Origin of the sequence: Nitrobacter hamburgensis X14 (assembly GCF_000013885.1) — a bacterium.
Lineage (GTDB): Bacteria > Pseudomonadota > Alphaproteobacteria > Rhizobiales > Xanthobacteraceae > Nitrobacter > Nitrobacter hamburgensis.
Genome location: NC_007964.1, coordinates 1,034,406 through 1,049,338 on the forward strand (window position 1 = coordinate 1,034,406; position 14,933 = coordinate 1,049,338).

Sequence of the window (14,933 nt, forward strand, 5' to 3'; positions counted from 1 at the left end):
CACGTCATCTTAGTTGAGGATAGTTGCCGGGCGCCAGTTCCATGGCAAGAGCTGGTCGAGCCGGCTCATGGGATGGCCGGCAGACATTCGTTCAAGGATGTCCTTGAGATAGGCGAAGGGCTCGACGTCATTTAGCTTGGCAGTGGTGATGAGGGAGCAGACGGTGGCCCAGCGCTGAGCTCCGCCATCGGATCCAGCGAACAGGTGGTTCTTGCGGCCGAGGGTGACCGGACGGATGGCACGCTCGACGGCGTTGGTGTCGAGCTCGACGCGGCCGTCATTGAGAAAGCAGCAAAGAGCATCCCAGCGGCTCAGGGCATAGCGAGTGGCATCGGCGAGCCCGCCGCGCGGAGGGATTTGGGCGAGTTGCATTTCAAGCCATGCTTTCATCGCCGTGACCAGAGGCAACGACTTTGATCGACGCATGCTTTGCCGTGCGTCCGCGGTCTGGCCGCGGATGGCGGCCTCGATCACGTAAAGCTCGGCGATGCGTCGCAGCGCTTCGGTTGCGACAGGCGAGGCGGTCGCCTGCTGCACCTCATAGAACTTCCGCCTGGCGTGAGCCCAACAAGCTGCGAGCTGGATGGTGCCGCCGGCGCGAAGCCGATCGAATCCGGGATAACCGTCGACCTGAACGATGCCGCTGAAGGTGGCCAGGTGAGCAGCGGGGCGCTCAGCCTTGCGATTAGGGCTGTAGAGATAAACCGCGGCTGGCGGATCTGGTCCGTTCCAAGGCCGGTCATCGCGGGCGTACACCCACAACCGGCCAGTTTTAGTGCGGCCACGGCCGGGGTCGAGTACCGGAATCGGAGTGTCGTCGGCGAACAGCTTCTGCGATGCAAAGATGTGTTCGGCGAGCTTGGCTTGAAGGGGCTCCAGCCACCAGCAGGCGCCGCCGACCCAGTTCGCCAAAGTCGAACGGTCTAACGTGACGCCTGCCGGGCGAAGATCTGGCTCTGCCTGTAGAGGGGCAGGTGATCGCAGTATTTGGAGACCAGAACATGGGCGAGCAGGGCCGGGGATGCCAGCCCCTTGGCGATTGGTCGCTCCGGTGCTGGCGCTTGAAAGGTTGCTCTCTCACTAAAGGCTGCTCTCTCACTATTGCAAAGGATCACTTATGGCTCGTCTTCGTTCTCGGCTACGATACGTTATATATGGTGGAATACCGATCTACGCGATTATGACGGCCGTGCTGTCAGGCGGCCTTGCGTGCGCGCAGACGTCTCGTTCTCCGCATCCTCCTTCCCTGGCTGCAAATAGCCCGCAAGCATCGACGTCGACCTCTACGTTCGAGGATTGGATTGTGCGCTGCGAAGTGAAGCCGCCGGGGTCCAAGGTATGTGAGGCGGTGCAGACGATCGCGGCGCGTAACCAGCAGCAACAGCAGAATGTCATCGCGGAAGTCGTATTCGGCCGGCTGGCCAAGACCGAGCCGTTCAAATTAATTATTCAGCTGCCGCCGGGGGTTTACCTCCCTTCGGGAGCACGTCTCGTTCTTGACGACAAGACGCCGCCGCTTGCCGCAACGTTCACCCGCTGCCTTCAGACCTGCATGGCTGAAGCCGAACTCAAGCCGGAGACCGTCCAGATATTGAAGGCAAGGCCAAAGCCGAACCGGGACGTCTGGAATTCGAAGATGGCGCGCATCACCAGTTGAAACTGCCGCTATCATTCAAGGGATTGCCGGCGGCGCTCACAGCACGCGATGAGCAGGCGCAATAGATGCCGAGTCGCAACAGACGCGACGATTAAATGAACTGAACAACGGGCGGGCCCTTGACTCCAGCTCCTCTGCTATCTACGCGTTGTATCCGTATAAATACATAGGTCTGGAACTCGGTGCTGGTGAGGCAGCGCTTTTCTGTGCGCTCGTCATTGCCGTCCGAATGGCGGCGTCTGACCCGCATTGTCTCGAGCTGATGGATTTCAGAGTCATTGAAGCGGGGGCTTATTGTGTTTGATATTGCTGGAGGATCGATACAGGCGCATGGTTGCTCTGCAGTTGATCCACGCCTAAACCCGTCTTCCCCATTCTCGCTTAAATCCTTCAGGACATCTTTGTTGGCGACTGCGGCGATCTGCGCCGTGATGGTTTTTGCGCGCCCGGCGTCGGCGCAGAGCCCGACCAGCGGCAATGTGGTCGCGGGCGCGGCCAGCATTTCACAGGCGGGCGCGGTCACCAACATCAACCAGTCCTCGCAGAAGGCTATCATCAACTGGCAGGGTTTCTCGGTCGGCGCGCAGAACACCGTCAACTTCAACCAGCCCAGCAGTTCGGCGGCGACGCTCAACCGCGTCATCGGCAACGAGCAAAGTGTCATCAACGGCGCCATCAACGCCAACGGTCAGGTGTTCATCGTCAACTCCAACGGCGTGTTGTTCGGCCAGGGCGCGCAGGTCAATGTCGGCGGCCTCGTCGCCTCGACGCTGGATATTTCCAACAACGACTTCATGGCCGGGAACTACAAGTTCTCGGGCACATCGAATGCGTCCGTCGTCAACCAGGGCCGCATCCGCGCGCATGGCGGGGGTTATGTGGCGCTGCTCGGCAAGACGGTGTCGAACGAGGGCATGATCGCGGCCAAGCTCGGCACGGTGGCGATGGCGGCCGGCGACAAGATCACATTGAACTTCGGCGGCGATTCGCTGCTGGATGTGACGATCGACAAGGGCACGCTGAACGCGCTGGTGCAGAACAAGCGCGCGATCATCGCCAATGGCGGGCAGGTGATCATGACGGCGAAGGCGGCCGATCAGGTCTTGTCGGCGCAGGTCAACAATTCCGGCATCATCCAGGCCCGCACCATGGCGGCGCTGAAGGGGGGCTCCAACGGCGGCACCGTGAAGCTCGGCAAGATCAAGCTGCTGGCGCAGGGCGGCACCGCCAAGGTCTCCGGCAAGCTCGACGCCTCCGCTCCAAAAGGCGGCGACGGCGGCTTCATCGAGACGAGCGGCGATCACGTCAAGATCGCGGACGATGCGGTGATCACCACCAAGGCCGCGAGCGGCAACAGCGGCGCCTGGCTGATCGATCCGACGGATTTCAGTATCGTTACCGGCAGCAGTGCCCAGACCGACAGTGGCATCGGCGTCGCTACGCTTCTGAGCAATCTTGCGAATGGCGACGTCACAATCGTGACGTCCTCGGCCGGAACCGGCGCGGGCGACATTAATATCAATGCGGCGCTGAACTGGTCTGCGACGTCGGCGACGCCATCGACCCATTCGCTGATCCTGGCGGCGGCGAACAACATCAACGTCGACGCGCCGGTAACCTGGTCGGCAGGCACGCTGACGCTGAACGCCGGCGCCAATGTTTACGTCAATGCTGTCATGACGGCGACCGGCACGGCGAATTTCGCCGCCAATTACGGGCATGTGATCAATTCGAACGGCAGCGTCTCCGCGACAGTCACCGGTACTGGCGTCAATGCAGATGAGGTTACGCCCTGCGGACTCTACACGCTGCAGGGTGTCGCAAGCTCTGGAGCGTTCGCTGGCCGCATCGATTTCAGCGGCACCGGAATGGTCACACTAAACGGGACGCAGTATACCGTCATAAGCAGTGCAACGGGTCTCCCGTCGGTTACAATGAGCGGTAATTACGTTATCGGCGCCAACTTCAGCGTCAGCACGCTGACGAGCCTCGGAACGGCTGCCGACCCATTCGTGGGTGTCTTCAACGGATTGGGCCACACGATCACCGTCAATACCCAAACCACCGGCACTGGCTTTTTCGACACCATCGGCACGACCGGTGTGGTTAGCAACCTTACCGTCAACGGACTCGTCAAAACCGCCGCCAACAACCTCGGCGCGAATACCACCGATCCGACCGCCAACCTGACCGCGCTCGGCCTGTTCGCCGATATCAACAGGGGCAGCATTTTCAACAGCTTCGCAGCGGGTCCCTCCGGCACCGGCACCGTTCAGGTGCAGAGTAACGCCTCCGTCACCGACGTCGGCGGTTTTGTCGGCGAGAATTTCGGGTTGATCGCCAACAGCTATACTCTCGGCGGCGTCGGTGTTGGTGGCACGACAGCCAATCTGGGCGCTAGCGCAACGAACGTCGGTGGATTCGTCGGCTTTAACGAGACCGACGGTTCCATCTACACCAGTGCCGTTCGGTTGAATGACCGCGGCTTCCCCGGCAGTGTCTGGGTCGGTGGGGGGCCGACGACGTCGATTGCCTACGCCGGCGGGTTTGCGGGCGAAAACGCCGGTTTGATCTCGCAGAGCTACAATAGAGCAGGCGTTGGAATTGTGCAGCCCGGCGATTCCACGCCACAATCCACCATTATGATTGCCGCCGGCTTCGTCGGCAACAACACGAGCACGGGTACGATCGATCAATCCTATGTAAGTTTCGGTCAAGTCACGAGTGCGCAGGAAGTAGGCGGTACGCACACGGCCGGATTCGTCGGCGACAACGCGGGCACCATCACAAACTCCTACACCCTGGCGCCGCAGCAAGCGCTCGTCAGTTCACAGGATATAGTAGGTCAGCCGCATTGGGATTCCGGCTTCGCCTACAGCAATTCCGGTACGATCTCCACGTCGTATGCCGAAACGAACAGCAACATCCCCTATGGGTTTGTGGCCATCAATAATAGCGGGACAACCACGAACGACTATTATGTCGTGAGGGGCGATACTGCAGTAAGCGCCGGTCCAGCGGGAGTAACGGCGACGCAAGTGACGACATTGGCAGCGAACAATATTACCAGCTTCGTCGGATTCGATCTGGCCATTTGGGGAGGCGCGAGCCGTACCACACTCCTCAACGGCGTCAGCAACCTCAAGGACGATGGTACATTAATCGTCAATGATACGCCGATCCTCCGGCAACTTCCGGTTCTGGTCGGACCCACATCTTCCGTGGCGAGCTATGGCACTGCGGCGAGCACCTTTCTTACCAGTAATTACTTCACCGTCGTGGGCGCGCAGGGTATTGATAGTACCGTTTATAGTTTTTACAACAGCGATAATTCGGTACAGTATTATACAGGTACTCCCCTTAATCAGTTCGGACTGACCGGCTATCCCGATGCTGGCATCCATCTCGTAAGTGATGCCCTGATATCGTCGCTCTATACGAATGTTCAGGGTATTTTCACCATCAATCCAAAGACGTTGACGCTTGCAAGCGGTGTCGTCTCGAACAAGACCTATGATGGCACTACAGCCGCCACAGTGAACAACGGTCTGGCGAACGACGGCCTTGTCGGTCTCGTCGGCGACCAGACATTGGATGTCACGTATCAATCTGCTGTCTTCAATAACAGGAATGCTGGATCGCAAACGGCGGATGTTGTTTACACCGCTTCCGATGGAACAAACGGCGGCAAACTGACCAATTACACCATCGCCACCACAGCTACTGCGACGATCGCGCCGAAAACCCTCAGCGCCGGGTTCACGGCGTTGGACAAGACCTATGATGGCTCGGTTAACGCCACTGTCGCCACTACGCAATTGCCGGGAGTCATCGGCAGCGACAATGTCGTTCTTAACTACACTTCCGCGCAATTCAACGATGCGAATGCAGCCGTTGGCAAGACGGTCGCCCTGGCTGGCCTCACTCTGACGGGGGTAGACAGCAGCAACTATGCGCTGCAAGCCACCTCGATCCAGTCGAGTGCGACGATTTCGCCACGGCCGCTGGATCTTTACGGGACGGAAGTCGCGGCAAACAACACCAGCTTCGCGGCCGGCAATCTTTTCGTCAAGAACATGGTCGTGGGTGATCAGGTCGCCCTGAGCGGGACTGTCACGCTGGCCGGAACAGCCGCGGGCATTCAGCCCATCGTCAATTTCAGCAGTGCGACGGTCAACAACCCGAATTATACGCTCATCGGCGCGACCGGCTCGGTCGTAGTCGGCAACGTCAGCCTTGCCGTGGATCATGTCCCTAACGGCACGAACATCACCTCCTTCGGTACTACGACGGTCGTGACCCAGACGTTACCCAACACGATCATCGACTGGCTACGCTTCAATATCGCAAGTAACGAAACCGTCGATTTCATTCAGCCGTCTTCGACCTCGGTCATTCTGAACAGAGTGACCGGCAATGAACAGAGCGTCATTGCTGGAGCATTGAATGCGACTGGCCGGGTTTTCATCGTCAACCCGAATGGAATTTTGTTCTCCAGCACGTCACAGGTCAATGTCGGTGCGCTGGTTGCGAGCACGTTGAACATCAGCGACAATGATTTTGCCAACGGAAACTATAGTTTTGCGGCATTAGACGGGATGGGATCGGTTACCGCCCGGGGCGCCATCACCGCCGCAAGCGGCGAATTCATCATACTCGCTGGCAATGGCGGCGTGACAAACTCTGGCAGCCTAAAGGCGCCGGGTGGTTCGGCAGTGCTGGCAGGTGTCAACAACCTGACCCTGGCCATGAATACGGCCGAGCCGGGCCTTACCAGCTACACGCTTGCCGACGTCACAGGCACCACGACGGTCAGCGGCAACGTCAATGTCGCGTCGGCCACCACCGGTGGCAATGGCGGCATTTTCGAGACGGCTGGCGAGGTCATCGCGGTCAACAACGGCTTTTTGCTGGACACCGGGATAAGCGGTACGTGGTCGTACAGTCAGAACGCCGATATCGTGATAGGCTGGGGGCAGACCTTCACGGCCGACCTCGTCCAAAACAACTTGGCGGTCCGCGATCTCAAGCTCACGTCGTATAAGGGCAATGTTTTGCTCAACGACGCGATGTCCTGGTCAAGCGACAACGATCTGATGCTTACCGGGAACAATGTCACGATCAACAATACGGTCGCCTGGTCCGCCGGAACGCTGACGCTGAAGCCCGGCACCGCCAGCGGCTTCATCAATCTCAACGCGGTGATGACCGCGTCTGGAACGGCCAGCCTGGTGATGAGCTACAATACCGGGATGAACACGAGCACGGAGATCGCCACGAAGAATTCTGGCGCCACCCCGGACACAAGGCCGACGGAAACGTATGGAACGCTTTACGGCGGTATCAATCCGCTGTTCGACCCCGCGAGTGGAACCTTCATTGGCAGGGTCGATTTCGTGAACAATACCGCTATCCATCCGCTTAATATCAACAGCCATGACTACGTCCTCATCACCAGCATGCAGCAGTTGGACATGCTGGACGGGTTTGCCTCGACGGCGGCGACCGGTAAACCCACGGTGGCGCCTGCCGCTGTGACGAACTACTATGCCCTCGCTTCGGATATCGAGGCTTGCGGTGTAAGTTCGACCTGCGCGACACAGGTCATCTACACATCTTCGCCCATCGCCACCCTTACCGGCACCCTGGAAGGACTTGGACATACCATCAACAACATGACGATCGTTCCGGTGAAGGCGGCCGACGGCACCATAGGGCTGATCGGCACTCTCGGAACCAGCGCCGGCGGCCTTTCGAGCGGCACGGTGCGCGATATCGGCATTGTCAGGGTCGAGATCGATGGCAGCATGGTGAACCCGGACATCGGCGCCGGCACGGTCGGCCCGCTGGTGGCGCTCAACTACGGCTCCATCGTCAATGCCTTCGCGACCGGTAACCCCGACGCGAAAGTGCCGGCGGGAAGTGCGTTCGACGGAACACTGGTGCCCGAGACGAACTCGGTGAAGATAACCGCTGCGCTCTCGGGGGGGAATAGTGTTGGCGGACTGGTCGGCAACAATACCGGCCTGATTGTCAACTCCCATTCCGACGTTTCAGTTTACAGCCGAACTGGCTCGACCGGCGGACTGGTCGGGTCGAATACCCGTGCCGTTAACCGTCAGACCGGTATCATTCTGAATTCCTACGCCACCGGCACGGTGTCAGGCGGCCAATACTCGACCGGTGGCTACCTTGGCAGCAACTACTATGGCGGATTCGTCGGGTACAACAATGGCGGCATCATTTCCAATTCCTATGCCAGCGGCGACATATGGACGGCGAATAGTGGTACCGTAGGTGGTTTCGCCGGGTATAACGCCAGCGTCGGTGGTGTCGCGGCGCTCAATCACGTCTTCTCCTCAGGGACTGTGACCGTCAACTGGATGGCGCTCGCCGGCTCCGGCCAGAACGCCGGCGGGCTGGTGGGACGGAACAATGCCACCATCGTTGACGGCAACACGACTTCCAAGGTGATCGTCAACACGGATACGCCAGACCTTACGTTCCCCTACTTCAACAACATCGGCACATTGGTTGGCTATCAGGACTTCAACGGGAGCGTGGATACCAACTCTCATGCCTACGGAACGTCTACAGAGAACGTTCACGGGGCGGTCTGGCCAGGGAGGGGGCCTGGACAACTTGTCGGTATAGACTGGCCTGGCAACACTCAGTCCCTGTCTGATAATTTTTTGCCGGGCGGGACTCCACCATCGACGGTCCAGAGCACGATGCAGGCGGCGCAGCAGGCAGCAGTGCAACAGGCTGTTGATGCGCGGACTACCGGGAGCGCTCCCACGGTTGTAGGTGGCGGCACCAACACCAACACCGGTGCACCGGCTGCGACTGCCGAGGGTGCAACGGCCGAGGGTGCAACGGCCGGGGGTGCAACGGCCGGGGGTGCGGCTGCCCAGCAGGCTCTGGTCCAGCAAGCGGGCAGTATAGCGAATGCGATCACGAGCAACGTGCAGAACTCGTCCCTAACGCCGCCCGATCCCGCGTTGGCGAACGCCGGCGCAGCGGCTGCGCAATCCGTGAAGTCGGCGGCGGTAGAGGAGTCGGTCAAGTTAGTTGACGACGCCGTCAAGGCCGATGACGACCGGCGCAAACGTGAGCGCGAGCGTCGTCGTACTGCGCAGACCAGCCACCACCGCGGCCATACGGGAGGTGGAAACGGTGGCGGTCTCGGCGCGACCATCCGCTCGATCGACGTCAACGGCCAGCGTTTCAACCTGCAGGACGGCGCTCCGAAGCAGGACGCTCCGGCTCAGGCTCCGCAATGATGCCGCGCGTGCGTCAATGAGCTTCGCGTCCATGAAGCACGAAATTGCATTCGGGAGTTGCTCTCGGTTGCCGTAGGTCTGGCCCTAACAGAGGATGGTCATGCGTCGTCTTGGTAACCGCCGTCAACAAACCGCCTCTGCCCATCTGCCTGCACATAACGTAACGCGTATTTTGAGAGCACGCGATCTATTCCCGTCTTCAATTTGAAGATGGAGAGAACAGAATGACGAGCGAATATCGAGGATTGAGCATCCTCGCAGTTGCACGTGGCGATCGACACGATGATCGCCGAGGTTTCGCTCACCAACGAGCTGAGCTACGGCGTTCATCGACCAGCAAGAAAAATATTCCCTGGTAGTTTTTGCAGGGAATTGCTCCAGAAGTGGCTGCAATACGGACACTTCTCGCATCCGATTTGCTCTCACGCGCCAAACGAGCGAATTCCCCGTTAGCTGGAATTTGTGTGGAGGCATGTGCAATCAGCACTGCGCCGCCAGCCACGTAGTCCGAAATTTAGAGAATTTTCTTCTTTCATGGCAGAAAGGCCCGCCAAGACTAACAACAGATTGCTGGCGTTGGCGCGTCAAGAAGCCGTACGATCAACGAAGTCGCGCGAAATTCGCCGCTCCGCGGACGACGCCTTCACTCTCTAGACGGAGAACGGGCCTCACCATGTTCAACAAGGCCTGTTCGGGATCCCCGGCATTGAAGACGGCCTCGATGCTGCGAACGCAAAGCGCCACCGATTCATGAGCCAGGCTGTAATAGATCTGCTTCGCCTGGCGCCGCGTCGTGACGAGTTCGGCTTTACGGAGTTCCGCGAGTTGCTGGCTGAGCGCAGGCTGTCCGATTTTGGTTGCCACATCGATTTCCGTCACGGACTTTTCGCCTTCCCGTAGCAGCGAAAGGATCATCAGGCGCTGAGGCTGAGCGAACTTGCGCAATTTATCGGCTGCAAAGTCTGCTTGCTCGCGCGATTGCCATAACGCCATCATGCCGCGCTCCGGCAGAACCAGTTAGTATCTTTTTGCGTTTTTTCATCGGCAGGCAGCAGCAGCGTTTCTCCGGGCTGCCAGTTGGCAGGCGCCAACTTCTGGCCCGACATGGTCGCCTGCAGTGCCGCCACCATCCGCACCATCTCGTCGATTGAGCGGCCGATCGTTAGCGGATAGTGGGTGATCGCGCGAATGACGCCTTCGGGATCTATGAAATAGGTTGCCCGCACGCTCGCGCTGTTCTCGGCAGCTTCGTCAATCATGCCGTAGGCACGGCCTACCATCATCGACGGGTCCTCGATCACTGGAAATGGAATCTCCACCGCGAACAGTTCTGTGATCGTCCGGGTCCAGGCGAGGTGTGAATAGAGGCTATCGACCGAAAGGCCCAAGAGGGCGCAGTCCAGCGCGGTGAAGCGGTCTCGCGCTTTGGCCAGCGCAACAAACTCGGTCGTGCATACGGGCGTAAAATCTGCCGGGTGCGAGAAGAACACCAGCCATCGGCCTCTGTAATCCGAAAGCCGGATCGGGCCCTTCGTGGATCGGGCTTCGAAGTCGGGAGCGGAGTCCCCCATCCGCAAGGGTGAAGGAGCGGGGCGAGGCGTCACGTCGTTCATCAGAAGAGCCATCTTGGAGTCACCTGCAGGTTCCCATCGTGCGATTAATTTGGTTAGCACAGTTACATTATCCTATAACTATGAAAATAATTAGATAGATACAAGCCGCAGGAATCGCAATCCTTACCTTGACATCTATCAATTTCATACATATAAGTTTCTGTATGTAATGTTATGTAAGTGATCGGCAGGCGGCCGATGTCATGACCACCCTTGATGACGTTGGTCTGCAGAGGGCGGAAAAACTCGGCAGATTCTGCGGACGTTCCTCGGCGCGATGATGGGGGAGCGGTCGGAGACCCAGGGAGTCTCAAAATGAACTATCCGATCGATATTGCGGTTAAGCCCGAGGTTACTCCGTTCTTTGACCCGACGACCAACACCATCAGCTATGTTGTCAAAGATCCGTTCTCGTCGTCCTGCGCGGTTATCGATTCTGTCATGGACATCGACTACGCGGCTGGCCGTATCAGCTACAAATCGGCAGATCGGATTATCGCCTATATCCGTCGTAAAGGGTTACGGGTCGATTGGATCATCGAAACCCACGCACACGCCGATCATCTTTCGGCCGCGCCGTACATCCAGCAACAGCTGGGCGGCAAACTCGGAATCGGTGAACACATTGTGATCGTGCAGGGGACCTTCGGAAAAATCTTCAACGAAGGCACGGAGTTCAAGCGCGACGGCAGTCAATTCGATCGACTGTTCAAGGATGGCGATACCTATTCGATCGGCAATATCACTGCGTTTGTCATGCACACTCCGGGGCATACGCCGGCTTGCACGACCCACGTCGTCGGAGACGCGGCCTTCACCGGCGACACATTGTTCATGCCTGACGGCGGTACCGCGCGGGCGGATTTTCCAGGCGGCGACGCCCGCACACTCTATCGCTCCGTTCGGCAACTCCTTGAGACACTGCCGCCAGAAACCCGGTTGTTTCTATGCCACGACTACGGACCTAACGGTCGCGAAATTCGATGGGAAACGACTGTCCGCGAAGAGCGTATGCACAACATCCATGTTCGCGATGGTGTGAGCGAAGATACCTTTGTGCAAATGCGCGAAGCCCGCGACAAGACCCTTTCGATGCCGCGGCTCATCGTGCCGTCGCTTCAGGTCAACACACGCGCCGGACACCTGCCCGAACCGGACGAAAGCGGAAAGACCTTTCTGAAAGTGCCGGTCAACGCACTCTAAGAACCGAGCGACAAGTTGAACATGAGCGGGAAGGAAGAACGCATGGATGTGAAGAAATTATCCGATGAGCTGAGCGTATCGGCACAGATTATGCCGCACGATATGGCCGCGCTGAAGCAGGCCGGTTTCCGTTCGATCATCTGCAATCGACCAGACGGCGAGGCCGCCGATCAACCAACGGCTCGGGAATTGGAAGCGGCAGCGTCCGCCCGTGAGCTTGAGTTCGTCTATCTGCCGGTTGTTTCCGGCAAGATGTCCGATAGCGACGCCGTGAAATTTGGGCAGATATTGAAGAACCTGCCGAAACCGGCCTTGGCATTCTGCCGTACCGGAACACGGTCCACGTCACTTTGGTGTTTGGCGAATGCATCTACGCAACCCCTTCCGGCACTTCTCGGAGCGGCCAAAGCAGCCGGCTACGATATGTCTGGCATCGTGCGGAGGATTGCCAATGGCGGCAAGACCCCGGTGCACCTGGCAGACGCAAGCTATGACGCCGTCATTGTCGGCGGCGGCGCCGCTGGCATCGCCTGCGCGTCGAGCCTCCTGGCGCGCGCGCCCAACCTCAACATCGCCATCATCGATCCTGCCGATATTCACTATTACCAACCCGGATGGACCATGGTCGGAGCCGGTGTCTTCGACGCAGCGTCCACCGTCCATACGATGGCGTCGGTCGTGCCCTCGGGCGTGACCTGGATCAAGGCTGCCGTCACCGCGTTCGAGCCGACCGAGAACGCTGTCATTCTGGAAGGATGTCGCGTCGTCAAGTATAGCCGCCTCGTCGTCTGTCCCGGTCTGAAGCTCGATTGGTCGAAGGTTGATGGGTTAACCGAAACGCTCGGTCGCAACGGCGTGACCTCCAACTATCGCTTCGACCTTGCGCCCTATACCTGGGAACTTGTCCGTTCACTGAAATCCGGAAAGGCTGTCTTCACGCAGCCGCCGATGCCGATCAAGTGCGCGGGCGCGCCGCAGAAGGCGATGTATCTGTCGGCGGATCATTGGTATCGCCGTGGCCACCTCCGCAACATCGATGTCGGATTCTATAACGCCGGTAGCGTGCTATTCGGCGTCGCCGATTACGTGCCTGCCTTGATGGAATACGTAAAGAAGTATGATGCGAAGCTGAATTTCCAACACAATCTCGTCGCCATCGACGGGCCGGAAAGGAAGGCCTACTTCACCAAAACCTCTCCTGATCGTCCGGCGGAGACCGTCGAAGTGCAATTCGACATGATCCACGTGACGCCGCCGCAGTGCGCGCCGGACTTCATCCGTGTCAGCGCGCTGGCGGACGTATCCGGATGGGTCGACGTGGACCAGGGAAGCCTGCGGCACAAGACATACGACAACATCTGGTCTCTGGGCGATGTATGCTCGGCCCCGAATGCCAAGACTGCCGCGGCGGCCCGCAAGCAGGCGCCGATCGTTGCCGAGAATATATGCGTCGATTTGCGTCTCCGAGCGAAACAGGCGGTGTATGATGGTTATGGATCGTGTCCGTTAACCGTCGAGCGCGGCAAGATTGTTCTGGCCGAGTTTGGATATGGCGGAAAGCTTCTGCCGAGCTTCCCTGCCTTCATCCTGAACGGTAAGAAGCCGACCCGAGCGGCCTGGTGGCTGAAGCAGAGAGTCCTGCCGCCGATCTATTGGCATGCGATGCTCAAGGGCAAAGAGTGGATGGCCGCTCCAGACGTGCGCTGAGGGTGAGCGCGTCCATGGTTCATGACGCACTCGCGGTCGGATCCGGGACACTGGTGGGGTTCGTTCTCGGACTGATCGGTGGAGGAGGTTCTATCCTCGCCGTCCCGCTTCTCGTCTATGTGGTAGGCGTACAATCAACACACGTGGCCATCGGGACTAGCGCGGTGGCCGTCGCACTGAGCGCGCTATCGAGCCTGGTCGCTCATGCCCGCGCCGGCAATGTGCGTTGGCCTTGCGCGCTCGTGTTCGCGGCCTGCGGCATCGTCGGCGCCGGTCTGGGTTCGACGATAGGCAAGTCGTTCGATGGCCAACAGCTGCTCTTCCTGTTCGGATTGCTAATGATCGTCATCGCACTCTCGATGCTTAGAGGACCGAGAGGCGAGATCAAGGGATTCGTACCCTTGACGAGGGAAAATGCGGCAGCGGTAGCACCGCGTTTGGCGGTTTTCGGAGGCGGGGCAGGTCTGCTAGCAGGATTCTTCGGTATCGGCGGCGGTTTCCTCGTCGTGCCGGGCCTCGTTGCCGGAGCTAGAATGCCCTTGTTGGGTGCAATCGGATCGTCGTTGGTGTCGGTCTTCGCCTTCGGACTTACGACGGCCGCGAACTACGCCCTTTCCGGATTAATCGACTGGCAGTTGGTCGTCCTGTTTGTACTGGGCGGCATCGCCGGCAGTCTTTTCGGCGGCCGGATTGCCGCGCGGCTGGCAAGCCAAAAGAGAACCCTGTCTATTGTGTTCGCCGTGATAGTCGCGAGCGTTGGTGTCTACGTCGTGGTCCGCGGACTCGTCGGCTGAAGACTTGATTAAAACGTGGCAATTTCGATCTTGCCCAGTTGAGATTGAGACGGTCGGTGTCTACTCCGAGGCCGACCGAGACGTGGTGGACGTCGGACGCCGATGAGGACGGGCTGACGGCCTGCCTGCCGCGGCCAAAAGACTGTCTGTTGATCGACTGGGCCGTAGTGACAATTTAACGGATTGGGATTCCCACGGAGGCGCGATTCAACGCTGATTTTGGAGGTCAGCGCTGGACTGCGATGCGCTTCGGGATGATCCGTGGGAACGGCTCAAGGGCTTTGTACCGGGCGGGACCAGGGGCAAGCGCGGCCCGCGCACCGACAACCGCAAATTTCTGGATGCGTTGCTGTGGATGGCCCGTTGGGGCGGGCGCTGGCGCAACCTGCCGGAGCGGTTGGGCGACTACCGCGCGGTGACGGCGTTACTATCGCTGGATCGAGATGGGCGTGCTGGACGACATGCTTGCGGTGTTGGCGCGCGAAGCCGAGCCACAAGAAGGCTGTCGTGGCCTTGGCGTGAAAATTCACTTTCCCATGTCGGACGAGCACCAATGTACCTGGTCCTCGCTCTGACGCTGTCGTGATGGCAGACGGGACAAATGACGAAGACCGGCGGCGGTCCCCTGCGCGAACGGATGACCTCAACGACAAATGGTCTGCTTGGGAAACCTTTA

7 protein-coding genes and 2 pseudogenes are annotated in these 14,933 nt (G+C 59.2%); 6 read left to right on the forward strand and 3 right to left on the reverse strand.

Annotated elements, in window-relative coordinates:
* Nucleotides 1–9: 9 nt before the first annotated feature.
* Nucleotides 10–1,064 (reverse strand): annotated as a pseudogene (gene tnpC / locus NHAM_RS04835) (IS66 family transposase); the annotation flags it as partial.
* Nucleotides 1,065–1,180: 116 nt separating this feature from the next.
* Between tnpC and NHAM_RS24565 the strand changes: the two are divergent.
* The gene (locus tag NHAM_RS24565) at nucleotides 1,181–1,657 is read left to right on the forward strand and encodes an invasion associated locus B family protein (RefSeq protein ID WP_198136997.1); all 477 of its coding nucleotides are present in this window, start codon (nucleotides 1,181–1,183) and stop codon (nucleotides 1,655–1,657) included.
* 404 nt (nucleotides 1,658–2,061) lie between these two features.
* A complete protein-coding gene (locus NHAM_RS04845; RefSeq protein WP_041357716.1) occupies nucleotides 2,062–8,940 on the forward strand; it encodes a filamentous hemagglutinin N-terminal domain-containing protein in 6,879 nt (2,292 codons plus the stop codon).
* 600 nt (nucleotides 8,941–9,540) lie between these two features.
* Here NHAM_RS04845 and NHAM_RS04850 read toward each other — a convergent pair.
* Complete coding sequence (locus tag NHAM_RS04850) at nucleotides 9,541–9,936, reverse strand: ArsR/SmtB family transcription factor (protein ID WP_011509496.1); 396 nt, start codon at nucleotides 9,934–9,936, stop codon at nucleotides 9,541–9,543.
* On the reverse strand, nucleotides 9,933–10,565 hold the full coding sequence (locus NHAM_RS04855) for a peroxiredoxin (RefSeq protein WP_011509497.1): 633 nt from the start codon (nucleotides 10,563–10,565) through the stop codon (nucleotides 9,933–9,935). Before NHAM_RS04855 ends, NHAM_RS04850 begins: the two co-directional genes overlap by 4 nt.
* 303 nt (nucleotides 10,566–10,868) lie before the next feature.
* Between NHAM_RS04855 and NHAM_RS04860 the strand changes: the two genes are divergently transcribed.
* The 4 genes and pseudogenes from NHAM_RS04860 to NHAM_RS24570 form a co-directional block, all read left to right on the forward strand.
* A complete protein-coding gene (locus tag NHAM_RS04860) occupies nucleotides 10,869–11,756 on the forward strand; it encodes an MBL fold metallo-hydrolase (RefSeq protein ID WP_011509498.1) in 888 nt (295 codons plus the stop codon).
* Nucleotides 11,757–11,798: 42 nt separating this feature from the next.
* Entirely contained in the window at nucleotides 11,799–13,463 is a 1,665-nt protein-coding gene (locus NHAM_RS04865; protein ID WP_011509499.1) for a bifunctional protein tyrosine phosphatase family protein/NAD(P)/FAD-dependent oxidoreductase, read from the forward strand.
* A gap of 14 nt (nucleotides 13,464–13,477) precedes the next feature.
* Nucleotides 13,478–14,257 carry a sulfite exporter TauE/SafE family protein gene (locus tag NHAM_RS04870; protein ID WP_011509500.1) on the forward strand — a complete coding sequence of 260 codons (780 nt, stop codon included), beginning with the start codon at nucleotides 13,478–13,480 and terminating at the stop codon, nucleotides 14,255–14,257.
* A gap of 232 nt (nucleotides 14,258–14,489) precedes the next feature.
* A pseudogene (locus NHAM_RS24570) lies at nucleotides 14,490–14,748 on the forward strand (transposase); the annotation flags it as partial.
* Nucleotides 14,749–14,933: the final 185 nt, after the last annotated feature.